Origin of the sequence: Marinobacter flavimaris, assembly GCF_045057155.1 — a bacterium.
Lineage (GTDB): Bacteria > Pseudomonadota > Gammaproteobacteria > Pseudomonadales > Oleiphilaceae > Marinobacter > Marinobacter manganoxydans.
Map to the genome: position 1 here is coordinate 3,556,568 of NZ_CP171359.1, position 22,472 is coordinate 3,579,039.

The window sequence follows — 22,472 nt, forward strand, 5'->3', positions numbered from 1 at the left end:
TGAAAATTCCGGGCCTGTCCCCAATTCTACCGGCGAATATCCAGTCTTTGGAATTTAACTATTTGAGATAATTAGTAATTTCCTAAGTATAAAAGAAGGACGTTCGAATATGGAGACTCGTGCTGACGACTTTTATCCCACCCGCCTGGAGCGTCCCACCAGAAGTTTTGAACGCCATGACCCCGTGGTACACAGCGAAGGTTCGGATCGAACCGACGGACCACTGAGTGAAACCGAGCTGGCACAGTATGAGCGCGACGGCTTTCTCGTCTTCAACAACTATCTCGACCAGGCCACCGTTCGCCAGTTCAGGGAGGATCTGCGGGCCTACGAAGACGATGAGAGTATCCTTCGGTCCGAAGGGACGATTACCGAGCCCGGCAAGCAGGAAATCCGCTCGATTTTCGGCATTCACGAGCTGTCTGATCGCTTCGACCGGCTGACCCGGGATCCGAGGATTCTGGCGATGGTACGACAGCTTCTGGGTAGTGAGGCGTATATCCACCAGTCCCGGATCAACTTCAAACCCGGTTTCCACGGCAAGGGTTTTGACTGGCACTCGGATTTTGAAACTTGGCACGCCGAGGACGGCATGCCACGGATGCGGGCAGTCAGCTTCTCCATCGCCCTCACCGACAACACGCCTTTCAACGGCCCCCTGATGCTCATTCCCGGTTCCCACAAGACCTTTGTGCCCTGCGTTGGCCGCACACCGGAGGATAACTACCAGTCGTCGCTGAAAAAACAGGAACTTGGTGTTCCCAACAATCGGGACCTGGCAGTCATGGCGGATGACTACGGTATCAAAGCGCCAACCGGCCCTGCCGGCTCGCTGATCATATTCGAGTGCAACACGCTCCACGCCTCCAATGCCAATATGTCGCCCTGGCCGCGCAGCAATTTGTTCTTCGTTTACAACAGTGTTGAAAACCAGCTCCAGGCGCCTTTCTGCGGCAACAAACCACGGCCAGATTTCCTGGGCAATCGCACTAACATGGACGCATTGAAACCCGTTGGGCAGGGAGACTGGCGGAGAACCGGTTAACGTTGTCCTGCATGTGAAACCGACAAGGGAAGCCACCTCGCTTCCCTTGATTTCGACATTGCTCGCCTATTCTTTCCTGTCGAGCGTTGCCTTTTGACCAAACAGCAGTTTCTTTCCTTCTTCAGTGACCGCCGGGCGGCTGGCCCAGGGCTTTCCTCTTTTGTAGGCAGCTAGCACAGCAGGTCGTTGCCTCATCGCAAGGAACCACCGCTCAAGGTTTGGAAAGTCAGACAGAGATTGCTGCTGTCGCTCGTGAGGCACAATCCAGGGATAAATGGCTATATCAGCAATGGAGTAATCATCCGCTACCCAATCTCGATCTTTCAGGCGACGATCGAGTACACCATACAAACGGTTGGTTTCATTAACGTAACGATTGATTGCGTACGGGATCTTTTCAGGTGCGTACTGAACGAAATGATGGTTCTGGCCGGCCATCGGTCCCAGTCCTCCCATCTGCCACATCAGCCATTCCAACACTGTCTTCCGCTTGCGCAGATCGGAAGGGATCAGTTGCTCCGTCTTTTCTGCGAGATACAGGAGTATGGCGCCAGACTCGAACACGGTAACGGGTCCAAGGTCGTCGCCCGGATCCTGGTCAATGATGGCGGGCATTCGATTGTTCGGTGAGAAAGCGAGAAAGGCTGGTTTAAACTGATCGCCAGCACTGATATCCACCGGGTGAATACGGTAGTCCAACCCGGCCTCTTCCAGAAATATCGTGATCTTGTGGCCATTGGGTGTCGGCCAGTAATAGAGATCAATCATTACTGGGCACCGGGTTGCGAGTCGATAGTCTCCGCCAACAGCTCAATCCTGTCTTGCCCCCAGAACTGCTCGCCGTTCAAAAGGTAGGCCGGAACACCCAGTACGCCCCGTTCAACGGCCTCGTCACTGTTGAGATCATACTGGCCAGCCACGCCGGATGAATCCGCCGACCGGAACACGACTTCGGCATCAAATTGCAGGCTGGTCAGGATGTCACGGATCACCGCTTCTTCGGCAATGTTTCTTTCCTCGGCCCAACACGCTGCCAAGGCGCGCTGCACAAATTCCCCGGGATCTTCACCGGCTTCCTGAAGAGCGATAACACAACGGTCGGCTAGCCCGGGATCTGTCGGAAAATGCGCAGGCTTCAGATTCACGGGCAAATCCCGTTTCCTCGCCCACCGTTCAATTTCGAGCAGACGGTATTCCTGACGGCAGACCGGACGATCCGGAACGGGCTTCGCGCCGGAATTGGCAAACACTTTTGCCAGCTTGACGGGTTTGAAATTGACCTTGGCACCCGTATTACGGGCCGTCTCCAGAAAGGCCCGATGACCAAGATAAGTAAACGGGGAAATGCAGGTGAAGTAGTAATCAATCTCGGGATTCATTGTTTATAGGTCCTGGACGTTTGCGTTGGTTTTTTATCCTATCCAGTACTCTAGCTTTTATTGAGTGATCGCTCAATAAAGCATTCAGAAAATCCTTGAGGACAATCAGATTCATTACAAACGTTCTGATTACTTTCCGATGCAGAAGCTGCTGAAGATCTTGCCCAGCAACTCATCAGGCGTCAGGTGTCCGGTGATTTCTCCAAGGGCATCCTGGGCGGCGCGCAAATCCTCGGCCAGAAGTTCACCTGCACCGAACCCTTCCAACTGGCCCTGCCCCTCGATCAACAGTGCTTGGGCCCGCTCCAGAGCATCCAGATGGCGGCGCCGGGCGAGGAAACCGCCTTCGGTAGTGCTTGCAAAGCCCATGCACTGCTTGAGGTGGTCCCGGAGAATCTCCAAACCTTGGGCAGACTTGGCGGCCAGACGGATAACCGGAGCACTCTGGTGGTCTTCGACACTGATACCGACCGGTTCACCAGAGAGGTCCACCTTATTCCGTATCACCGTCACCGGGGCGTTGGCCGGTAGCTGGTCGATGAAATCCGGCCAGATTTCATGGGGACTGGTTTTCTCGGTGGTAGTCGCATCCACCATCAGAAGAATGCGATCGGCCTGACGGATTTCCTCCCAGGCCCGGGCAATACCGATCTGTTCCACTTCGTCCGGGCTGTCCCGCAGGCCGGCGGTATCGATAATGTGCAGGGGCATCCCATCGATGTGGATATGCTCCCGCAGGACATCACGGGTTGTGCCCTCAATCGCCGTAACAATGGCCGCTTCGCGACCAGCCAGGGCATTGAGCAGACTGGATTTCCCGGCATTTGGCCTGCCGCCAATGACCACTTTCATGCCGTCCCGCAGAATGGTCCCCTGCTGGGCTTCGGCCAGGATTTTCCCGAGCCGCTCCAGGAGGTTTTGAAGGTCACTGGCTACCTTGCCGTCGGCGAGGAAGTCGATCTCCTCCTCTGGAAAATCGATCGCCGCCTCCACGTAGATCCGTAGATGAGTGACCGCCTCCACCAGATCCTCGATCTGCCTGGAGAACACACCCTGCATCGAACGAACCGCGCAGCGGGCCGCCTGTTCCGAACTGCTTTCAATCAGGTCAGCAATCGCTTCCGCCTGGGCCAGGTCCAGTTTGTCGTTCAGAAACGCCCGCTCGGAAAACTCGCCGGGCCGGGCGAGCCTTGCACCTTGGCTGCACACCTCACGGAGCAGAAGATCGAGAATCACCGTACCACCGTGCCCCTGAAGCTCGAACACATCTTCGCCGGTGAACGAGTGGGGGTTGGGGAAAAACAGGCCGATGCCCTCGTCTATTAACTCGCCATGGCTGTCATGGAAGGGGCCGTAATGGGCATATCGCGGTTTCGGCTCAAACCCCAGCATCTTTTTTGCAATGGCGAGGGACTTGGGCCCAGAGATACGAACAATGCCAACTCCGGCCTGTCCCGGTGCGGTGGCGATGGCTGCGATGGTGTCAGAACTCTGGCTCATGCTTTTTCCACAGGCTGAAAACAACAAAGGCTCCATACAGGAGCCTTTGCCGGGTCGGTTCGGGCACCGGTCAGTGCTTCTTGCCGGCCATTTCTGCTTCGATCTTGCGGGTAATGTACCACTGCTGGGCAATGGACAGAATATTGTTCACCAGCCAGTACAGAACCAGACCTGCCGGGAACCACAGGAAGAAGACCGTAAAGATCAACGGCATCATCTTCATGATCTTGGCCTGCATCGGATCCGGCGGAGTCGGGTTCAGACTCATCTGCAGGAACATGCTGGCGCCCATCAGAATCGGCAGGATGAAGTACGGGTCCATGACCGACAGATCCTGAATCCACAGCATGAATGGCGCGTGACGAAGCTGAACACTCTCGAACAGAACCCAGTACAGGGAGATGAACACCGGCATCTGCACCAGTATGGGCAGACAGCCACCCAGCGGATTGATCTTCTCCCGCTTGTACAACGCCATCATTTCCTGGGACATGCGCTGCCGATCGTCTCCGTACAGTTCTTTCAGCCGGGTCAGCTGAGGCGCAACGGCCCGCATCTTGGCCATGGACTTGTAGCTGGTAGCCGACAGATGGAAAAACACCGCCTTGACCAGAACCGTCAGCAGGATGATGGACACGCCCCAGTTGCCAACCAGGCTATGGAACCAGTCCAGAATGATGAACAGCGGCAGCGAAATGAAGAACAGCCAGCCGAAATCAACGGTACGGTCCATGTTCGGTGCCATTTCTTCCAGGCGTTCAATGATCTTTGGCCCAACGTAGGCCCGGGCACCGATCTCTGCGGTTTCGCCCGGCGCCACACTGGTAGCCGGATAAACAAAGCCCATTACATAGTTCGGGCCACGGCGCGTGGTCTGGTACTGGGCGGGAATATCGCGCTCCGGTACCCATGCCGACAGGAAGTAGTGCTGCAGAAAGGCCAGCCAGCCGTTAGTAACAGACTGATTGATCTGGTTTTCCTGGAGATCTCCGAAATCAAACTTCTCGTAGGGATCTTCCGGAGAGCTGATGACCAGACCCAGGAAGGCCTGGATACCCATGCTGGTCTGGGAGGTCGGGTCCGGGGACTGATCCCGGACGATCTTGCCGGTGAAATTGGCCTGCCATTCTTCACTCGACTGGTTTTCAACCAGATATTTGACGCCAATTTCGTAGCTGTTGCGTTCAAATTCATAACGCTTGGTGATCTGGACGCCATTATCAGAGGTGTAAGTCAGATCTACCTGAAGCTGATTGTCGCCTTCCGCCAGTTCATAGCTTGCAGCGTCAGCACTGTAGACCGGAGCCGAACCGTTTTTGCGACTATCCGGGCCATCACGACCAATCAGCCCACTTTCCAGAACGTACAGGCGATTCTGCGTGTTGTTCAGGAGCGTCAACGGCTTTTCGCTGTTCAGGGTATCGTCGTAATCAAGCAGCCGTGCTTTTACCAGGTTACCGCTGACCCGATCGATTTGCAGATCGTAGACATCGGTGCGAACTGTGATGAACTGATCGCTGACCGCGGTGGTGGTTTCGGTTGAGCTGATGACAGCCTGACCAGTCTCCGGAGTGGTGAACTCGCCATCACCATCAACCTGAGCGGAGCTGTCCTCCGGAAGCACCATATTGTCGGAATTGCCCATGTTGCCAGCGGTTTGCGAAGGCTGGGATTCAGCGACCTGAGCCGTCTCGGGCGGCTGATGGTAGTCCTCATTCCAGGCAAGCACCATCAGATAACTGACAATAGCCAGGCCGGCAAATAATACGATGCGTTGAATATCCATAGAGTTACTGTCTGGTCTGGGTTGTTGTATGGGAGTGATCAGCGTGTACGCAGGCTGTTGCGGTTTCCGGAGCCCGGGGTTCTGCCGTTCCCGGTACAGGATCATAACCGCCTTCCGCCCAGGGATGACACCTTAACAGACGCCGGATTGCGAGAAATAATCCTTTAAGCGCGCCATGGTGGTTAATGGCTTCAACGGCGTATTGTGAGCAGGTGGGGTAGTGGCGGCAGTGACTGGCCATCAGCGGGCTGATTGCATACTGGTAGAAGCGGATGGGCAGAAGCAGAAGCTTGCGCATTAACCCGTTCCTCGATTGGCAGATTCCGATGATGCTGCCCGGGATGGCTGAGATTGAGCGTACTTTTTCCTGAGACGTCGCCAGAGGTCATCCATGGATGCCCGAACCGAGTGGTTGTCCAGGGAAACCAGCCCCTGGCGTCCCAGAACCACAAGATCCAGGCCGGGCAGGTCCGTCTGGTGACGGAAACTTTCCCTGACCTGGCGCTTTACCCGGTTTCTCTGGACTGCAAGCTTCAGGTTTTTCTTCGAGAAGATCAAACCGATCCTGGCGTGACCGAGATTATTCGGTGTCGCCAGGATCAGAAAATTCCGGTGTGGAACTTTCAGCTGCACGTCGTTGAAGACTTTGCCGTAATCAGCAGGTCGCAAGAGACGATGTGATTTCGGGAAACTCAAAGCCTTCATGAGGCAATCAGAGCTTACGCGGACAGACGTGCGCGGCCCTTGGCACGACGACGGGAAATAACCTTGCGACCGTTGGCAGTGGCCATACGGGCACGGAAACCGTGAACGCGCTTACGCTTCAGGACGCTTGGTTGAAACGTTCTTTTCATGGTGATGATCTCACAATTCGTAAGTTGGAAATTCAGTAACTGGCTGGAAAATGAACAGCCAAAACAGGAGCGGCATTCTATGCAAATACCGGGGGGAATTCAATGCTTATTGCTAGGGGGTTATGCGCATGCCCGAAATTCGGAATCAGCCAGGTCAGCTAATAAATTCAGTAAGTCTTTTTAGAATTCTTTTAAGGATTAATTATTACTGTTATTAGTACCGTAGGTTTCTGTGGATAAGCGAAGAAAAGATCAGAAAAACAGTTCGTTGGGCGGTTTATAAGGGTATTGATAAGGCACCCTGAGATCTGTGGACGATGGCAGGGTGAAATGTGGGTAAGTCGTTTTCGAAGGGAGGTTCAAAGTTATCCCCGGTTGCATCCCGTGGTTCCTAACAGGGTTAAACCCGGGCTGTACACACAGGGCTGTGGGTAACTTTCATTGCAGGAATTTTCTGTACACAAGGTTGTAGGTAAGTTCGTAAAAAATTGAAATATAAAGAAATAAATTTCCACAGGCTGTTCATGAACTGGCTTTAGCCCTTTCACTGGAGGGCCGGTCGGGTTAGAATTCGGGGTCATCTCACAGGACAGGAAGTCCCTTGTCCGTTCAGAGACATTTCAGGGTTATCGGGAGCAGGCTGTCGTGCCAAACAGTATGTGGCATCAATGTCTTGAAGTACTCCGGGACGAGTTTCCCGCACAACAGTTCAATACCTGGCTCAGGCCCCTGCAGTCCGATCACCGGGAGGGGCAGCTGATGCTGTTCGCCCCAAACCGTTTTGTCATGGATTGGGTAAACGAAAAGTACCTGCGACGTATCGAAGAGGTGCTCAAGGATCTGAACGGTGGGCAGGCGCCCCGGGTCAATATGAAAGTGGGTTCCGCACCCCGTGAAGGCGAACCGGTCAAACGGTCGGAAGCACCTGCCCGCGTCAACGGTCAGGTTCAGGAAGAGGCCGGCAGCCGGGTAACCGAAGAAGAAAAAGGCGTGGCCGCCACCGTTGCATCCACACCATCCGTGCGCCCGAAGAGTGACACCCAGCGGCGTCCGGTTCAGGTTGAAGGTGACATCAAACACCAGAGCTTCCTCAACGAGGGGTTCACCTTCGAAACCTTTGTGGAAGGCAAATCCAACCAGCTCGCCCGTGCCGCATCCATGCAGGTGGCCGAGAATCCGGGTGGAGCCTACAACCCTCTGTTTTTGTACGGCGGGGTTGGTCTTGGTAAAACACACCTGATGCATGCGATCGGCAACGAAATTGTCCGTCGTAACCCCAAGGCGAAGGTGGCCTATCTCCGTTCGGAGCGTTTTGTTGCCGATATGGTGAAGGCATTGCAGCTTAACGCCATCAACGAGTTCAAGCGCTATTACCGTTCAGTGGACGCGCTGTTGATTGATGATATCCAGTTCTTCGCCCGCAAGGAGCGTTCTCAGGAAGAGTTCTTCCATACCTTTAATGCGTTGTTGGAAGGCGGGCAGCAGGTAATCGTTACCTGCGATCGGTTTCCGAAAGAAATTGTGGATATGGAAGAGCGACTCAAATCGCGGTTTGGCTGGGGCCTGACGGTGATGGTAGAGCCGCCCGAACTGGAAACGCGGGTTGCAATTTTGATGAAAAAGGCCGATCAGGCCAACGTTAAGCTCAGCAGCGAAGCGGCCTTTTTTATTGCCCAGAAGATTCGTTCAAACGTTCGGGAGCTTGAAGGCGCGCTTCGTCTGGTGATAGCCAATGCTCACTTCACCGGCTCTGAAATCACTCCGCCGTTTATCCGGGAGAGCCTGAAAGACCTGTTGGCGCTGCACGAGAAACAGGTGAGCATCGACAACATTCAGCGCACGGTGGCGGAATATTACAAGATCAAGGTGGCCGATCTGCTATCCAAGCGCCGGACTCGAACGGTGACCCGGCCAAGGCAGGTCGCCATGGCGTTGTCGAAGGAGCTGACCAATCACAGCTTGCCGGAGATTGGTGATGCCTTTGGCGGGCGTGACCACACCACCGTATTGCATGCGTGCAAGAAAATCGTGGAGTTGCAGGAGACTGATCCGGGCATCCGCGAGGATTATCAGAATTTTATGAGACTGCTGACCACCTGATGCCGGGCGTTGGCGAACAACATTCACCCTTCCAACATAAAGAAAGCTGAGTGCCATGAAACTGACGATCAGCCGTGAATCCCTGCTTACCCCGCTGCAAAGCATTGCTGGCGTGGTGGAAAAGAAACAGACCATGCCCGTGCTCTCCAACGTGTTGCTGGTGGCCGAGGACAATACCCTGACCCTGACCGGTACCAATATGGAAGTGGAACTGGTGGCGCGGGTAACACCGGTGCATGTAGATCAGCCCGGCCGGATTACCGTCCCGGCCCGCAAGCTGTCGGATATCTCCCGGGCCCTGGGTGACGAGGCGCCGATGGAGTTGTCGCTTGAAGGCGATCGGTTGCACCTGCGGTGTGGCGCCAGCCACTTTACCCTGTCGACCCTGCCGGCGGAGCACTTTCCGAACGTGGAAGACGAAGACGAGAGCTTCCGTCTGGAATTGCCCCAGAAAGAACTCGGCCGGATGCTCGATGCCACGGCGTTCGCCATGGCTCAGCAGGACGTGCGCTATTACCTGAACGGACTGTTGCTGGAAGTGGACAAGGACCATGTGCGGACGGTAGCTACCGACGGCCATCGATTGGCCATGGCACATCTGGAACTGGCCACCAATTGCCCGGAGCTGCGTCAGGTTATTGTTCCGCGCAAAGGGGTACTGGAACTGGCCCGGTTGCTCGATGATGTGGAAACACCGGTGACCCTGGTTATTGGCGATAACCACCTGCGAGCGACGGTGGGGTCTTATACCTTCACCTCGAAACTGATTGAAGGCAAATTCCCCGACTACAATCGCGTGATTCCGCGCGGGGGCGACAAGATCGTCCTGGCGGACCGCGCCACCTTGAAGAACACCCTGCAACGGGCGGGCATCCTGTCCCACGAGAACATCCGCGGCGTGCGCCTGAACCTGGCATCCAATGAACTCCAGGTATTTGCCAACAACCCGGATCAGGAACAGGCCGAAGACGCGCTGCCGGTGGACTATCAGGGCGAATCCCTGCAAATCGGTTTTAATGTAGGCTATCTGGTGGATGTCATGAACGCGCTGGATGAGGACCAGGTAAAAATAACCCTGTCGAATCCGAACAGCAGTGCGTTGATAGAGGCGCAAAACGATAACCGTTGCCTCTATGTTGTCATGCCCATGAGGCTGTAGGAGGAGATGAGATTGATGAGTACCGTAACGAATGGAATCAAAGGCGCCTTCAGGATTGGCCAGACTGTGTCGGTACTCGGGCGCACCGGGATCAACTGGCTTCGGGGGGATCGCCCTCCAACGCCGCGCTTGCTGAGGCAGACGTTTGAATCCCTCGGTGCAACCTACATCAAACTGGGACAGTTCATTGCCAGCTCCCCGACGTTTTTCCCTAAGGAGTATGTCGAGGAGTTCCAGCACTGCCTGGACAGAACACCCAACCTGCCCTTTGGTGTGATCAAGAGAATTATCCGGGAAGAGCTTGGTCGGCCCCTGGAGGAAGTCTATTCGGAAATCGATCCGGTGGCCCTGGCGTCGGCATCGATTGCCCAGGTTCACGCCGCGCGTCTGGTCTCCGGTGAAGAAGTGGTGATCAAGGTTCAGAAGCCGGGTGTGGAAAACATTCTCTTAACCGATCTTAACTTCCTGTACCTGTCTGCCCGTATTCTGGAAATTCTGGCGCCAAAACTGTCCTGGACCTCCATGTCCGGTATCGTCGAGGAAATCCAGCGGACCATGATGGAAGAGTGCGATTTCATCAAGGAAGCGAGCAACCTGAAGGTGTTCCGGGAGTTTCTGCACGATACCCATAATGAAGATGCGGCAGTACCGAGGGTGTTCGAACACTGCAGCACCCGGCGGATCCTGACCATGGAGCGGTTCCACGGTGTGTCCCTGACCGATCTGGAAAGTATCCGCGGTTACGCCCGTGATCCGGAGCGTACCCTGATCACCGCCATGAACACCTGGTTTTCCAGTTTGACCCAATGTGAGTTTTTCCACGCGGATGTGCACGCCGGCAACCTGATGGTTCTCAAGGACGGTCGGGTTGGTTTTATTGACTTCGGAATTGTTGGTCGTATCAAGCCGGATACCTGGCAGGCGGTGAGCGATTTTATTTCAGCCGTTATGGTTGGGAATTTCGAGGGAATGGCCGACGCGATGATCCGCATCGGTATTACCCGCCAGACGGTTCGGGTAGATGATCTGGCCAGCGATTTGAGACGGCTCTACCAGCAGATGGACCGAATGGTGCCCGACGAGGTTCCCTATGAGGCGGAGCAGGCAGAAGACGATGTTAATCATATCCTGATGGATATGGTTAAGATCGGCGAAAGCCATGGCCTGCATTTTCCAAGGGAATTCGCTTTGCTACTGAAACAGTTCCTGTATTTCGATCGCTATGTTCACATCCTTGCACCAGAAATGGATGTGTTCATGGACGAACGGTTGAACATGCTCCACTGAGGCTGTCGCCTTGAGCGATTGGCTTTTGTACACTAGGGCAGCGTTACCGACGGGAAGGTAACGCTGCCTTTTTCGTTAAAGGGTTTTGTGTTGTTTCCTGCCCTCGTCCCCTTCGAGTCTGCTTTTCTATGGCGCTTGTAAAATTCCAGACTGAGAACTTCCGTAACCTGTCGTCGGCGCCGGTCAGCTTTTCATCGTCGTTTAATCTGCTTTACGGAGAAAATGGAAGCGGCAAAACAAGCGTGCTGGAAGCCATCGGTTATCTGGGATTGGGCCGTTCGTTTCGGGTGAACAGACACCAGGCAGTGGTTAGTCATGGCGAACAACGGCTGACAGTGTTTGGTGGTCTCGATCATGGGTTGGACTCACGCAGGCATGGCAGCGAGACCGATCTGGTGCATCGCCTGGGAATATCCCGGGATGTGGGTCAGAAGGAAACGATGTTACGGGTGGATGGTGAGGCGGTCAGGAGTCTTTCTGCCCTTGCCAAGCATCTGCCGGTATCTGTGATCGATCCTGGTGTTTTTGATGTGGTGGCAGGTGGACCCGGCAAGCGGCGTCAGTTTCTGGACTGGTTAGTGTTCCACGTGGAACCTTCCTTTGGATCTCTCTGGCAACAATGCCAGAGAGTGACATCACAGCGGAATCAAACGCTAAGAAATGGTAGACTAGACGAAGCTTTGTTGCGTGTCTGGGATCATCAGTACGCTACCCTGAGTGAGCGCATTACTGAGGCCCGTGCCGGCACCTTTGGCCGGTTCAAGTTGGCTTTTGAAAAGCTGGTTCGGGAAGTAGAGGTACCCTGGACCGAAGGTCTGAAGCTCGAGTATTACCCGGGCTGGGATGTCAGTCGGCCGCTGGCAGAATTACTGGTAGACCATCGGGATCAGGAGCGAAAAGTCGGGCACACATTGTATGGTCCGAATCGCGCAGACATCCGGTTGAAGTTTCAGGGCAGGCCTGTTGCCGAAACGTTCTCCCGGGGCCAGCAGAAAACCCTGGTGATTTTGATGAAGATTGCCCAAGGCATGGTGTTGAGTGCCATGGGCAAGCAGGTGACCTTTTTGCTCGACGATATTAACGCCGAGTTGGATGAGGGCCATCGCGCCATGCTGGCTATCAGGTTACAGGCATTACGTTGTCAGGTGTTTATCACGTCGATTGAGCGTCCTATGGTGGATCAGCTCTGGCCCGAGGGTAATGCACCGGATTACAGATTGTTCCACGTGGAACATGGCAAATTGACGGAAGAATAAGACCGGTGCGAAGAGCAAAGAATGCTCCGGCCTATCACGCTTCAGGAGTTTCCGAATGAGTGAATCGAACTATAATTCCTCCAGTATCAAAGTCTTGAAAGGGCTGGATGCGGTGCGAAAGCGGCCAGGCATGTACATCGGGGATACCGATGATGGCACTGGCCTGCACCACATGGTTTTTGAATTGGTGGATAACTCCATCGACGAAGCGCTTGCGGGCTACTGCTCAGAGATTGGTGTGATTATCCACCCGGACGAATCGGTAACCGTGAAAGACAACGGACGTGGCATCCCGGTGGACCTCCACGAAGAGGAAGGCGTTTCGGCTGCGGAAGTTATCATGACCGTGCTGCACGCCGGCGGTAAGTTCGACGATAACTCCTACAAGGTGTCCGGCGGTCTTCACGGCGTGGGCGTCTCGGTCGTGAACGCATTGTCCTCTACCCTCACCCTGACCATTCGTAGAGACAACAAGGTTTACGAGCAGACCTACACCCACGGTGTTCCCAATGCACCTCTGGCAGCCGTCGGCGAGACCGACGCATCGGGTACCAAGGTGCATTTCATTCCCTCGCCGGAAACCTTTACCCACATTGAATTCCACTACGACATTCTCGCCAAGCGTCTGCGTGAGCTCGCGTTCCTGAACAGTGGCGTGCGCATTCGTCTGACCGACGAGCGCTCTGGCAAGGAAGAAGTCTTCGAGTACGAAGGTGGCTTGCGCGCCTTTGTCGAGCATCTGAATTCCAACAAGACCCCGATCAACCGCGTTTTCCATTTTAATCGCGAGCGCGAAGACGGTATCGCGGTGGAAGTGTCCATGCAGTGGAACGATGCTTTTCAGGAGAACATCTACTGCTTCACCAACAACATCCCCCAGCGCGATGGCGGCACACACCTGGCGGGCTTCCGGGCGGCCCTGACCCGTTCCCTCAATAACTATATCGAGCAGGAAGGTCTGGGCAAGAAGGCGAAAGTTGCGACCTCCGGTGACGATGCCCGGGAAGGCCTGACTGCCATCATCAGCGTTAAGGTTCCGGACCCGAAGTTCTCCTCACAGACCAAGGACAAGCTGGTCTCCTCCGAGGTGAAGACTGCGGTTGAGCAGGAGCTGTACCAGAGTTTTGCGGAGTACCTGCAGGAGCAGCCGAACGAAGCCAAGCTCATCGTCAACAAAATGCTGGAAGCCGCCAGGGCTCGTGAAGCCGCTCGAAAGGCGCGTGACATGACTCGCCGCAAAGGCGCCCTGGATATCGCTGGTCTGCCCGGCAAACTGGCGGACTGCCAGGAGAAGGACCCCGCCCTTTCCGAACTTTACATTGTGGAGGGTGACTCGGCCGGTGGTAGCGCCAAACAGGGCCGTGACCGCAAGACCCAGGCAATCCTTCCGCTGAAAGGTAAGATCCTGAACGTGGAAAAAGCCCGCTTTGACAAGATGCTGTCCTCTGCAGAAGTGGGCACCCTGATCACGGCTCTGGGCTGTGGTATCGGCCGGGAAGAATTCAATCCCGATAAACTGCGTTACCACTCCATTATCATCATGACCGATGCGGACGTGGACGGTTCCCACATCCGGACGCTGCTGCTGACCTTCCTGTTCCGTCAGATGCGCGAAATCATCGAGCGTGGCCATGTCTTTATCGCCATGCCGCCGCTTTACAAGGTCAAGCGTGGCAAGCAGGAGCAGTACCTGAAGGACGAGAAGGCCAAGGAAGCTTACCTCACCCAGACCGCTCTGGAAGGTGCCCAGCTCTATGTGAACCCGGAAGCCCCGGCGATCAAGGATTCCGCTCTGGAAACCATGGTCAAGGACTACCAGGCGGTCATGAACATGATTGGGCGACTGTCCCGGGCCTACCCGGCCAAGGTGCTGGAGCAGATGCTCCAGAACGTCACGCTCAAGCCTGAGCATCTGAAGGAAGAAGCTTCCGTGGCTCGCTGGGTTGCGCGTCTCGGCGATGGCCTGGACCTGGATACCCGCACCGGTACCAAATACACCTTCTCGGTCACCAAGGATACCGAGCGGGCGCTGTACCTGCCGAAGGTAACCATCTACGTGCATGGCATTCCCTACGAGCATGTATTCAGCCATGAGTTCTTTGAATCATCCTCGTACGCGGCGATCGCCCGCATGGGTGAAACCCTGGATGGCCTTATTGAAGACGGCGCCTATATCCAACGTGGCGAGCGCAAGCAGCCGGTGCTGTCGTTCGAAGGTGCCCTGGACTGGTTGATGAAAGAGGCCCAGCGTGGTCTGAATATCCAGCGCTATAAGGGTCTTGGCGAGATGAATCCAGAGCAGTTGTGGGAAACCACCATGGATCCGGAGACCCGCCGAATGATGAAAGTGACGATCGAAGACGCCATTGCGGCAGACCAGATCTTCACAACCCTGATGGGCGACGATGTCGAACCGCGTCGTAACTTCATTCAGACCAATGCCCTGGAAGTGACCAACCTGGACGTCTGATCACAACCGTCCAAAAGGCACAAAAAAAAGCGGCGAAGGCTTCAAACCTTCGCCGCTTTTTTTGTTTTCGATCCCGTGCGACAACGATCCACCGGAGGTTTTATTTACCGGTGCTCGATTCCGACGATTCGTTTCGCTCCCTCTCTTTCTCCGCCAGATGCGGTGCCATCACCTCTTCCAGCGTGTACCCGGTCAGCCGGCGGATGGTGCGCCAGAGATAATAAAAGATCAACATCATCATAATCATGGAAGGAATGGCGATCATGGGATAGCTCACCAGGGTCATCCGACCAAGCTCCTCATTGAACGCCTCGGTACCGGACGGGCTGACCACGATCCATTTAGCAATCACGTAGTTCATGATGGATGAAAACAGGAAGGTGCCCGCAAAGAAGTAACTCGCCTTTAGCAGGCGGGCCTCGAATTCCTCAACCCGATTGTGTTCTTCAAGGGTTTTGTGGATCTTATCGACATCCAGAACACTCGGGTTATACAGAAGGGTGCGTACCAGAGGGTACTTGGTTCGTGTGGAAGCCAGTACCGCCAGACCTATGATCGCGGGAATCGCGGCTTCCTTGATGGCTAACCAACCCGCATCCAGCTCAAGCAGGCCAATGCCGCCTGTCAGCCCGACACTGACCAGACCGAGTACCGCAATGAAGTTTTTCTTGCGGTACTTGATCAGTTCGAACAACCCCCAGCCCAGTGGAAACGCCAGGCCGATGACCAGTGCGTTCACGCTGCCCAGATGTTCTTCGCCACTGAACTTCATCAGGATAACGGATGGAATGATAATGCTGACCAGCAAGTCGACCCAGGGCCTTGGTTTGTGGTCCGGAACGTTGGCGGAGCTCGGAGACGTCATGTTCTAGCCTGATTGGTGAAACTGGAGCAGGCCGGAAGGCACTGCCGGAGTAGTCTGGGCAGTATACGATGAATCCAAGTGTGGACGTAACCGCCGTCACCGCACACAGAAGCGGCGGGTTGACTGAATAGACGCTTTCCAAACGGGCATAAAAAAACCGGGCTTATGCCCGGCTTTTCTGTTTCTTCTTGAACGTCAGCGCCGATCAGGCACCCACTTCCTTGAGGCTTTCTTCCACAATCGCCAGCCCTTCTTCCAGCACCTCGTCTTCGATGGTGACCGGCATCAGGAACCGCAAGGTGTTGCCGTACATACCACAGCTCAGGAGAATCAGACCCTTCTCCTTCGCCTTCTTGGTTACCACCGCTGCCAGTTCCGGCTTGGGCGTACGGCTTTCCTTGCTTTCCACCAGCTCAAACGCAGCCATGGGACCGAGGTTGCGCACATTGTCGACGTGGGCAAACTGTTCCTGCCACTGGCTGAAGCGCTGCTTCAGTTTTTCGCCCAGCGCCTGGGACTTGCCGAGAATGTCCTCTTCCTTGAACACGTCGAATACGGCCAGGGCTGCTGCACAGGCGGTCGGGCTGCCCGTGTAGGTGCCGCCCAGAGAGTTCGGACCGGACGCGTCCATATACTTGTCGGTACCGACGATGGCGGAAATCGGCATGCCATCAGCCATACTCTTGGCCATGGTCATCAGATCCGGCTCAACGCCACTGTGCTCGATGGCAAACATCTTGCCGGTCCGGCCAAAGCCGCTCTGCACTTCGTCTGCGATCATCAGGATATCGTTCTCGTCGCAGATCTTGCGGATTTCCTTGAGGAAGCTGGTCGGAGCCGCGTAGAAGCCGCCCTCACCCAGCACCGGCTCGATAACGATCGCTGCGGTGTTGTGGGCCGGGGAATCGGCTTTCATGGCCATTTTCAGGCCACGCAGTGCTTCATCTTCACTGACGCCGTGGTACGGAACCGGATAAGGCGCGCGATAAACGGTGCCGGGCATGGGGCCGAAATCCGTCTGGTACGGCGCTGCCTTACCGTTCATGGCCATGGTGTAGAAGGTCCGGCCGTGATAACCACCGTCGAAGCAGATGACGTTGGTCTTGCCAGTCGCTGCACGGGCGATCTTCATGGCGTTTTCCAGGGCCTCGGCACCGGAGTTGGCCAGCATTACCTTGGCGTGGCCACGCACAGGAACCACACCGCTGAGCTTCTCCGCCAGTTTCACGTAGCCCTCATAGGGCATAACCGTCTGGCAGGTATGCATCAGCTTGTCCAGCTGTGCCTTGACCGCTTCTACCACCTTCGGGTGGCGATGGCCGATGTTCAGTACGCCGATGCCGCCGGCGAAATCGATCATGCGCTTGCCGTCTGCATCCCACAGCTCTGCATTCGTTGCATGGTCGGCAAACTGTTCATTGGGACTTGCCGCGCCCGCCGCAACGTAGCGTTCTTTGAGTGCCTGCAATTCTTTATTGCTCACTTTGCCATTCTCCCTGGGTTCAGGTTCGAAAGTTTCACCTAACAGTGTAAGTAGTACGGTCACAGGAAACAAACCGACTATTGTCGCCCTCAGGCCGCATTGTCCCGGAATTGCAGTTTTGCCAGGCGTTGATAGAGGGCGTTATGGCGCATCAGTTCATCATGGGTGCCCACCGCCAGCAGGCGTCCCTGGTCCATAACGGCAATCCGGTCCGCGTCCCGGACCGTGGCCAGGCGATGGGCAATCACCAGGGTGGTACGCCCGGCAGTGAGAGCTGGCATCGCTTGCTGGATCAGATTCTCGCTCTCTGCATCCAGTGCGCTGGTGGCCTCATCCAGCAACAGCACTGGCGCATCGGCCAGCAGCGCCCGGGCGATGGCAAGACGCTGCTTCTGGCCACCGGACAGCCCCAGGCCGGCATCTCCGAGCAGCGTGCCGTAGCCCTTTGGGAGGCTCTGGATGAAATCATGGGCATGGGCGACCTTCGCAGCCTGCTCGACATCCTGCTGGCTGGCATCAGGCCGGGCGTAACGGATGTTGTCGGCCACCGTGCCATGGAACAGGGCTGGATTCTGGGGCACCAGGGAAAAACACCGGCGCAGCGCATCGAGAGACAGATCGGCAGTGTCGACGCCATCGAGTAGAATTCGGCCCTCTGTCGGCTGATAGAAGTGCAGCAGCAAATCGAACAGCGTGGATTTTCCGGCTCCGGACGGCCCCACCAGGGCCAGGGTCTCGCCGGCCCTGACCTCCAGCGAAAGATCTGTCAGCGCGGGCTGTTCCAGCCGCCCCGGGTAACTGAAGCTCAGCCGCTCAATCCGGATTGCCCCCTGAACGTGTTCAGGGAGTGTCAGTGTCGACTCCTTGCGTTCAAACGCCGGCTCAGTCTGTAACAGTTCAAACAGCCGCGCCGCCGAGCCTGCAGCCCTCTGCAACTCGCCGATGACCTCGCTGATGGCGCCGGCAGCAACACCCACCAGCAGACTGTAGAAGACAAAGGCCGCCAGCTCACCCGGGCTGATCCGGCCGTGAATAACGTCCAGGCCCCCTATCCAGATAACGATGCCCACAGCGCCCATCACCAGGGAAATAGCCAGCGTGGTCAGCCAGGCCCGCTGCCGGATACGCTGCCGGGCTATGTCGAAGGCCCGTTCCGACACCTCGGAAAAATACCGACGGTCGTGGGGCTGATGGTTAAAGGCCTGCACGGTCTTGATCTGGGTAAGGTTCTCGCCCACATAACTGCCAACATCGGCCACCCGGTCCTGGCTGAGCCGGGACAGCGCGCGAACTCTCCGGCCAAAGAACAGGATGGGGGCAATCACCAGTGGAAAGCCCAGTAGAATGATACTCGCCAGCTTGGCGTTGGTAATGAACAGCAGCAGCAACCCGCCGACCAGCATCAGGGCATTGCGCAGCGCAATGGAAACCGTGGAGCCAATCACCGACTGCAGAACCGTGGTATCAGCGGTAAACCGGGACTGGATTTCCAGGGCCCGGTTCTGCTCGAAAAAGCCCGGATGAAGATCAATCAGGTGGTTGAAGACTTTTTTGCGGATATCCGCCACCACCCGTTCGCCGATCCAGGACACCAGATAGAACCGGGCAAACGAGCCAAATGCGAGCCCCAATACCAGTATGAAAAACAGACCGATGGCCCTGGCCAGGTTCTCCGGCGACTCGGTGGCTAATCCCTGATCGACAAGAATACGTAGACCCTGTCCTAACCCGAGTGTAATTCCGGCCGTAAAAATCAGCGCCACCAGGGCACCGGCGACAGCCCGGCGATAGGGGCTGATAAAGTCGATGACCAGTCTCAGGGCCTTGCGGTGACGAGTGTTAATGATGTGCCTCCTGGATACGGGGTGCTGTAGACTCCGCTAACAATACGGTTTGTACTCCATACAAGACCTATCATACAGCTACGCAAGAGCGTGCGGGTGGAGCAGCTTGCCAGGACCGTCGAAAGCCAGGGATGGCTTTCGCCGAGCGTACAGGGACGTATTTACAGCGTGTCCTGGCAAGCTGCTCCACCCGCGCGCTCGACTACTCCGAAGCGGAAGGAACATGAATTGAGAGCCTACGCCGACAACGATTACCCGGCAGATCATAAACCGGACTGGAAAATCATTTCAGGCCTCTGGCCCTATCTGGCCGAATTCCGCGGCCGGGTAGTCCTGTCCCTGGTTTTGCTGGTGTTGGCCAAGCTGGCGACCGTTGCCACGCCCATTGCCCTGAAATACATCGTCGACTACCTCGACCAGAACCGCGGCGCGGACATGCTGCTTTGGATCCCGGTGATCCTTGTGGTGGCTTACGGCGCGTTGCGCTTTGGCGCCACCCTGTTCAATGAGCTTCGGGATGCGGTATTTGCCCGGGTAGCTGAACGGGCCATGCGCCGGGTGTCCCTGCGAGTGTTCGAGAACCTGCACCAGAGGGAACTGGCCTTCCACCTGGATCGAAAGACCGGTGGCCTGGCCCGGGATATCGAGCGGGGTACCAACGGCATCAGCTTCCTGCTGCGTTTTACCCTGTTCAACATTGTGCCCACCCTGCTGGAGATCCTGATGGTCGCCGGCATTCTTTTCGTGGTGTTTAACGTGAGTTATGTGCTGGCGATCCTGGTAGCCGTGGTGGTGTATGTGGTCTTTTCCATCAAGATCACGGAATGGCGGACGAAATTCGTGCGCGAAGCCAATGCCCGGGATAACCAGTCCAACTCGCGGGCCATAGACAGCCTGTTGAACTATGAAACCGTCAAATATTTCAATAACGAGCGGTACGAGGCCGAGGTTTATGATCGGGATCTGGACGACTGGGAACAGGCCCGTCTGAAAAACCGCCTGTCCCTGGCCGCGCTTAACTCCGGTCAGGCATTGATTATCGGTTTGGCGATGATCGTGATCATGGCCATGGCGGTCCGGGAAGTGGCCAGTGGTGAGATCACCCTCGGTGACTTCACCATGATCAACGCCTACCTGCTCCAGTTGTTCATTCCCCTGAACGCCCTGGGGTTTGTCTATCGCGAAATCCGGCAGGCACTGGTGAATGTCGAGCGCCTGTTCAAACTGCTGGCGGACAAACCGGCGATTGAAGATGCTCCGGATGCTACCGAGCTGGCCGTGAATAGGGGCGAAGTGCAGTTTGACCACATCCACTTTGCTTACCGACCGGACCGCCCGATTCTGAAGGATGTGAATTTTTCCATCCCGTCCGGCCACAAGATTGCCGTGGTGGGAGCCAGTGGCGCCGGCAAGTCCACCCTCGCCCGCCTGCTGTTCCGCTTTTACGACGTCGATCAGGGCGCCATAAGGATCGACGGCCAGGACATTCGGCAGGTGACCCAGGACAGCCTGCGCTCGGCGATTGGTGTGGTGCCTCAGGATACGGTGCTGTTCAACGATACCCTTTACCAGAACCTGGCCTATGGCCGGCCGGAAGCCACGGAAGAAGAGGTGTACCGGGCAGCTCGAATGGCTCACCTGGAAGACTTTATCCACAGCTTGCCGGAGGGTTATGAAACCAAAGTCGGCGAACGGGGCCTCAAGCTCTCCGGTGGTGAAAAACAACGGGTGGCCATTGCCCGGGTGATCCTGAAGAACCCGCCGTTGCTGATCCTGGATGAGGCCACGTCCTCCCTCGATTCACTTTCGGAGCAGGCCATCCTTACGGCGCTCAAGGAAGTCAGCCAGAGGCGCACAACACTGGTGATTGCCCACAGGCTGTCGACTGTTATGGATGCGGACAGCATCCTTGTGATGGAGGGCGGAAAAATCGTGGAGAGCGGACACCATCAGGATTTGTTGGCCCGGAACGGGCACTACGCCCGGCTGTGGTTCCAGCAACACCAGTCTGATGGCGGGGATACCGAAATTCAGCCGGAATCCTGATCGTTGTAGTCAAACACGACCACTTGATTGCGGCCTTGAGCCTTGCCCCGGTACATCGCCTGGTCCGCACGTACCAGAATCTGGCTGGGTTTTTCGTCAGTCCGGTCGGAAATGGCAACGCCGCAGGTTATGGTGCCCCGCAGTTCATCAAAGCCAATGAACCGCAATTGTTCAACGGATCGGCGAAGGCGTTCTGCAAATTGCCTGGCACTGTTCTCGTCGCACTGAGGCAAGAGCACGGCAAACTCCTCGCCACCGATTCGCCCCAGCGTGTCGCCCGTACGCAGTTCATTTTTGATGCGGTGGGCAGTCTCCCTCAGGACAAGGTCACCAACGTGGTGCCCGTAATGATCATTCACTCTCTTGAACCAGTCAAAATCGAAGAGTACGACCGCATAGCCGGCGCCGTTCCGTTTCAGCCTCTCAAACTCCCAGGACAGCACCTCGGTGAAGCGACGCCGATTGGCTGCACCTGTGAGATCGTCAGTGGTTGATGTCTGTCGGAGCTCTTCTTCAAGCGTTTTCTGGGAGGTGATATCCAGGATCGCGCCGTGCCAGATGACCGTACCGTCCGGCTTGAATTCCGGTTTGGAACGGCCCAGAACCCAGCTGACCACGCCCTCGTTTATAACCCGATATTCACAGATCCAGTTTTCGCCGCTTTTCTTCGAGTGGTTAATGGTCTGTTCAACAAAGCCGCGGTCTTCTGGATGAATGGCCTGGAATACAATAGTCCCATCGGCGAGCGCCTGCTCAGGCGTCACGCCATAGACCCGTTCAATGCCGGCACTGGCATAGGGAAACGTCATGGTTCCGTCCGGTTTGATCTCGAACTGGAACACCACACCCGGCAAGAGCGACGCCATTTTTTCAAAACGCTGGATCGTTTGCTGTTGCTCAGCCTTGATTTGCTCCAGCCTCTGTTCGTACTGCTTGCTGCTGGAGATCTCTATGTGCGTTCCGGAAATCCACTCGGGCTCACCTTCAAGTGTCCGACTGACGAGGCGACCATAATCTCGGACCCAAACCCAATAGCCGTCGCGATGACGCATGCGGGCTTCACACTCGTAATACTCGGAGTCGCCGCGGAAATGAGCCGTTAACTTCTGCTCTGAGAGAGCCAGATCGTCCGGATGGGCGTGCTTCATCCAGGTGTCAATGGACACCGGTTGAAGTTCTTCCAGCGAATACCCGATGATTTCCGCCCAGCGCTCATTAAAAATCGTCTCCCCCGTCTGGACGTTCCATTCCCAGGTTCCGGCGCCGGTCCCTTCCAGAATGGTTTTTAGACGTGAGGCTTCGTCTTGCTGAAGATAAAAAGAATGAGAGGGCATTCCACGTACTGCATGTCAGAGAGTTCCCGGCGATCATATAAGAACATGTAGCTGGAGGCGATAC

The 22,472-nt window shown here is 56.0% G+C and carries 18 protein-coding genes; 7 read left to right on the forward strand and 11 right to left on the reverse strand.

What is annotated here, in order from left to right:
- Positions 1-109 precede the first annotated feature (109 nt).
- The gene (gene thpD, locus ACGK9W_RS16660) at positions 110-1,045 is read left to right on the forward strand and encodes an ectoine hydroxylase (RefSeq protein ID WP_405417700.1); all 936 of its coding nucleotides are present in this window, start codon (positions 110-112) and stop codon (positions 1,043-1,045) included.
- Positions 1,046-1,111: 66 nt separating this feature from the next.
- Here thpD and ACGK9W_RS16665 read toward each other — a convergent pair whose 3' ends face one another.
- The 7 genes from ACGK9W_RS16665 to rpmH form a co-directional block, all read right to left on the reverse strand.
- On the reverse strand, positions 1,112-1,813 hold the full coding sequence (locus tag ACGK9W_RS16665; protein ID WP_405417703.1) for a glutathione binding-like protein: 702 nt from the start codon (positions 1,811-1,813) through the stop codon (positions 1,112-1,114).
- On the reverse strand, positions 1,813-2,424 hold the full coding sequence (locus ACGK9W_RS16670; protein ID WP_405417707.1) for a 2-hydroxychromene-2-carboxylate isomerase: 612 nt from the start codon (positions 2,422-2,424) through the stop codon (positions 1,813-1,815). The genes ACGK9W_RS16665 and ACGK9W_RS16670 overlap by 1 nt, the downstream gene beginning before the upstream one ends.
- A 129-nt stretch (positions 2,425-2,553) precedes the next feature.
- A complete protein-coding gene (gene mnmE / locus ACGK9W_RS16675; RefSeq protein WP_405417710.1) occupies positions 2,554-3,924 on the reverse strand; it encodes a tRNA uridine-5-carboxymethylaminomethyl(34) synthesis GTPase MnmE in 1,371 nt (456 codons plus the stop codon).
- Between the two features lie 70 nt (positions 3,925-3,994).
- A complete protein-coding gene (yidC, locus tag ACGK9W_RS16680) occupies positions 3,995-5,710 on the reverse strand; it encodes a membrane protein insertase YidC (RefSeq protein WP_405417713.1) in 1,716 nt (571 codons plus the stop codon).
- Positions 5,711-5,714: 4 nt separating this feature from the next.
- Positions 5,715-6,008, reverse strand: a complete 294-nt coding sequence (yidD, locus tag ACGK9W_RS16685) for a membrane protein insertion efficiency factor YidD (protein ID WP_008172546.1) — start codon at positions 6,006-6,008, stop codon at positions 5,715-5,717.
- Positions 6,008-6,415 carry a ribonuclease P protein component gene (gene rnpA, locus ACGK9W_RS16690; protein WP_008172544.1) on the reverse strand — a complete coding sequence of 136 codons (408 nt, stop codon included), beginning with the start codon at positions 6,413-6,415 and terminating at the stop codon, positions 6,008-6,010. Before rnpA ends, yidD begins: the two co-directional genes overlap by 1 nt.
- A 14-nt stretch (positions 6,416-6,429) precedes the next feature.
- Positions 6,430-6,564, reverse strand: coding sequence for a 50S ribosomal protein L34 (gene rpmH / locus ACGK9W_RS16695; protein ID WP_008172542.1), 135 nt, complete (start codon positions 6,562-6,564; stop codon positions 6,430-6,432).
- Positions 6,565-7,221: 657 nt separating this feature from the next.
- On the opposite strand from rpmH, the gene dnaA reads away from it, so the two are divergent.
- The 5 genes from dnaA (at position 7,222) to gyrB (ending at position 14,836) form a co-directional block, all read left to right on the forward strand.
- The gene (dnaA, locus tag ACGK9W_RS16700) at positions 7,222-8,664 is read left to right on the forward strand and encodes a chromosomal replication initiator protein DnaA (protein WP_014578837.1); all 1,443 of its coding nucleotides are present in this window, start codon (positions 7,222-7,224) and stop codon (positions 8,662-8,664) included.
- 55 nt (positions 8,665-8,719) lie between these two features.
- Positions 8,720-9,823 (forward strand): DNA polymerase III subunit beta, encoded by a 1,104-nt coding sequence (gene dnaN / locus ACGK9W_RS16705; protein WP_008172539.1) that lies wholly within the window; start codon positions 8,720-8,722, stop codon positions 9,821-9,823.
- Between the two features lie 15 nt (positions 9,824-9,838).
- A complete protein-coding gene (locus ACGK9W_RS16710) occupies positions 9,839-11,110 on the forward strand; it encodes an AarF/ABC1/UbiB kinase family protein (RefSeq protein WP_008172537.1) in 1,272 nt (423 codons plus the stop codon).
- Between the two features lie 128 nt (positions 11,111-11,238).
- Positions 11,239-12,366 carry a DNA replication/repair protein RecF gene (gene recF / locus ACGK9W_RS16715; protein ID WP_008172536.1) on the forward strand — a complete coding sequence of 376 codons (1,128 nt, stop codon included), beginning with the start codon at positions 11,239-11,241 and terminating at the stop codon, positions 12,364-12,366.
- Between the two features lie 55 nt (positions 12,367-12,421).
- The gene (gene gyrB / locus ACGK9W_RS16720) at positions 12,422-14,836 is read left to right on the forward strand and encodes a DNA topoisomerase (ATP-hydrolyzing) subunit B (RefSeq protein ID WP_008172535.1); all 2,415 of its coding nucleotides are present in this window, start codon (positions 12,422-12,424) and stop codon (positions 14,834-14,836) included.
- A gap of 100 nt (positions 14,837-14,936) precedes the next feature.
- Here gyrB and ACGK9W_RS16725 read toward each other — a convergent pair whose 3' ends face one another.
- The 3 genes from ACGK9W_RS16725 to ACGK9W_RS16735 form a co-directional block, all read right to left on the reverse strand.
- The gene (locus ACGK9W_RS16725) at positions 14,937-15,701 is read right to left on the reverse strand and encodes a VC0807 family protein (RefSeq protein ID WP_008176596.1); all 765 of its coding nucleotides are present in this window, start codon (positions 15,699-15,701) and stop codon (positions 14,937-14,939) included.
- Between the two features lie 205 nt (positions 15,702-15,906).
- Complete coding sequence (gene gabT / locus ACGK9W_RS16730; protein WP_008176599.1) at positions 15,907-17,184, reverse strand: 4-aminobutyrate--2-oxoglutarate transaminase; 1,278 nt, start codon at positions 17,182-17,184, stop codon at positions 15,907-15,909.
- 89 nt (positions 17,185-17,273) lie between these two features.
- Positions 17,274-19,004, reverse strand: coding sequence for an ABC transporter transmembrane domain-containing protein (locus tag ACGK9W_RS16735; protein ID WP_039882150.1), 1,731 nt, complete (start codon positions 19,002-19,004; stop codon positions 17,274-17,276).
- A 252-nt stretch (positions 19,005-19,256) separates the two neighbouring features.
- Here ACGK9W_RS16735 and ACGK9W_RS16740 point away from each other — a divergent pair, with 252 nt between their 5' ends.
- Positions 19,257-21,074, forward strand: a complete 1,818-nt coding sequence (locus ACGK9W_RS16740; RefSeq protein ID WP_405417721.1) for an ABCB family ABC transporter ATP-binding protein/permease — start codon at positions 19,257-19,259, stop codon at positions 21,072-21,074.
- Here the strand turns inward: ACGK9W_RS16740 and ACGK9W_RS16745 are convergent.
- Positions 21,059-22,408: a sensor domain-containing diguanylate cyclase gene (locus tag ACGK9W_RS16745; protein ID WP_104270975.1), complete on the reverse strand. Its 1,350-nt coding sequence runs from the start codon at positions 22,406-22,408 to the stop codon at positions 21,059-21,061. The genes ACGK9W_RS16740 and ACGK9W_RS16745 overlap by 16 nt on opposite strands.
- Positions 22,409-22,472: the final 64 nt, after the last annotated feature.

Coding starts and splice junctions, on each gene's coding strand:
- thpD (WP_405417700.1), top strand. CDS start 110: ATGGAGACTCGTGCTGACGACTTTTATCCCACCCGCCTGGAGCGTCCC.
- ACGK9W_RS16665 (WP_405417703.1), bottom strand. CDS start 1,813: ATGATTGATCTCTATTACTGGCCGACACCCAATGGCCACAAGATCACG.
- ACGK9W_RS16670 (WP_405417707.1), bottom strand. CDS start 2,424: ATGAATCCCGAGATTGATTACTACTTCACCTGCATTTCCCCGTTTACT.
- mnmE (WP_405417710.1), bottom strand. CDS start 3,924: ATGAGCCAGAGTTCTGACACCATCGCAGCCATCGCCACCGCACCGGGA.
- yidC (WP_405417713.1), bottom strand. CDS start 5,710: ATGGATATTCAACGCATCGTATTATTTGCCGGCCTGGCTATTGTCAGT.
- yidD (WP_008172546.1), bottom strand. CDS start 6,008: ATGCGCAAGCTTCTGCTTCTGCCCATCCGCTTCTACCAGTATGCAATC.
- rnpA (WP_008172544.1), bottom strand. CDS start 6,415: ATGAAGGCTTTGAGTTTCCCGAAATCACATCGTCTCTTGCGACCTGCT.
- rpmH (WP_008172542.1), bottom strand. CDS start 6,564: ATGAAAAGAACGTTTCAACCAAGCGTCCTGAAGCGTAAGCGCGTTCAC.
- dnaA (WP_014578837.1), top strand. CDS start 7,222: ATGTGGCATCAATGTCTTGAAGTACTCCGGGACGAGTTTCCCGCACAA.
- dnaN (WP_008172539.1), top strand. CDS start 8,720: ATGAAACTGACGATCAGCCGTGAATCCCTGCTTACCCCGCTGCAAAGC.
- ACGK9W_RS16710 (WP_008172537.1), top strand. CDS start 9,839: ATGAGTACCGTAACGAATGGAATCAAAGGCGCCTTCAGGATTGGCCAG.
- recF (WP_008172536.1), top strand. CDS start 11,239: ATGGCGCTTGTAAAATTCCAGACTGAGAACTTCCGTAACCTGTCGTCG.
- gyrB (WP_008172535.1), top strand. CDS start 12,422: ATGAGTGAATCGAACTATAATTCCTCCAGTATCAAAGTCTTGAAAGGG.
- ACGK9W_RS16725 (WP_008176596.1), bottom strand. CDS start 15,701: ATGACGTCTCCGAGCTCCGCCAACGTTCCGGACCACAAACCAAGGCCC.
- ACGK9W_RS16745 (WP_104270975.1), bottom strand. CDS start 22,408: ATGCCCTCTCATTCTTTTTATCTTCAGCAAGACGAAGCCTCACGTCTA.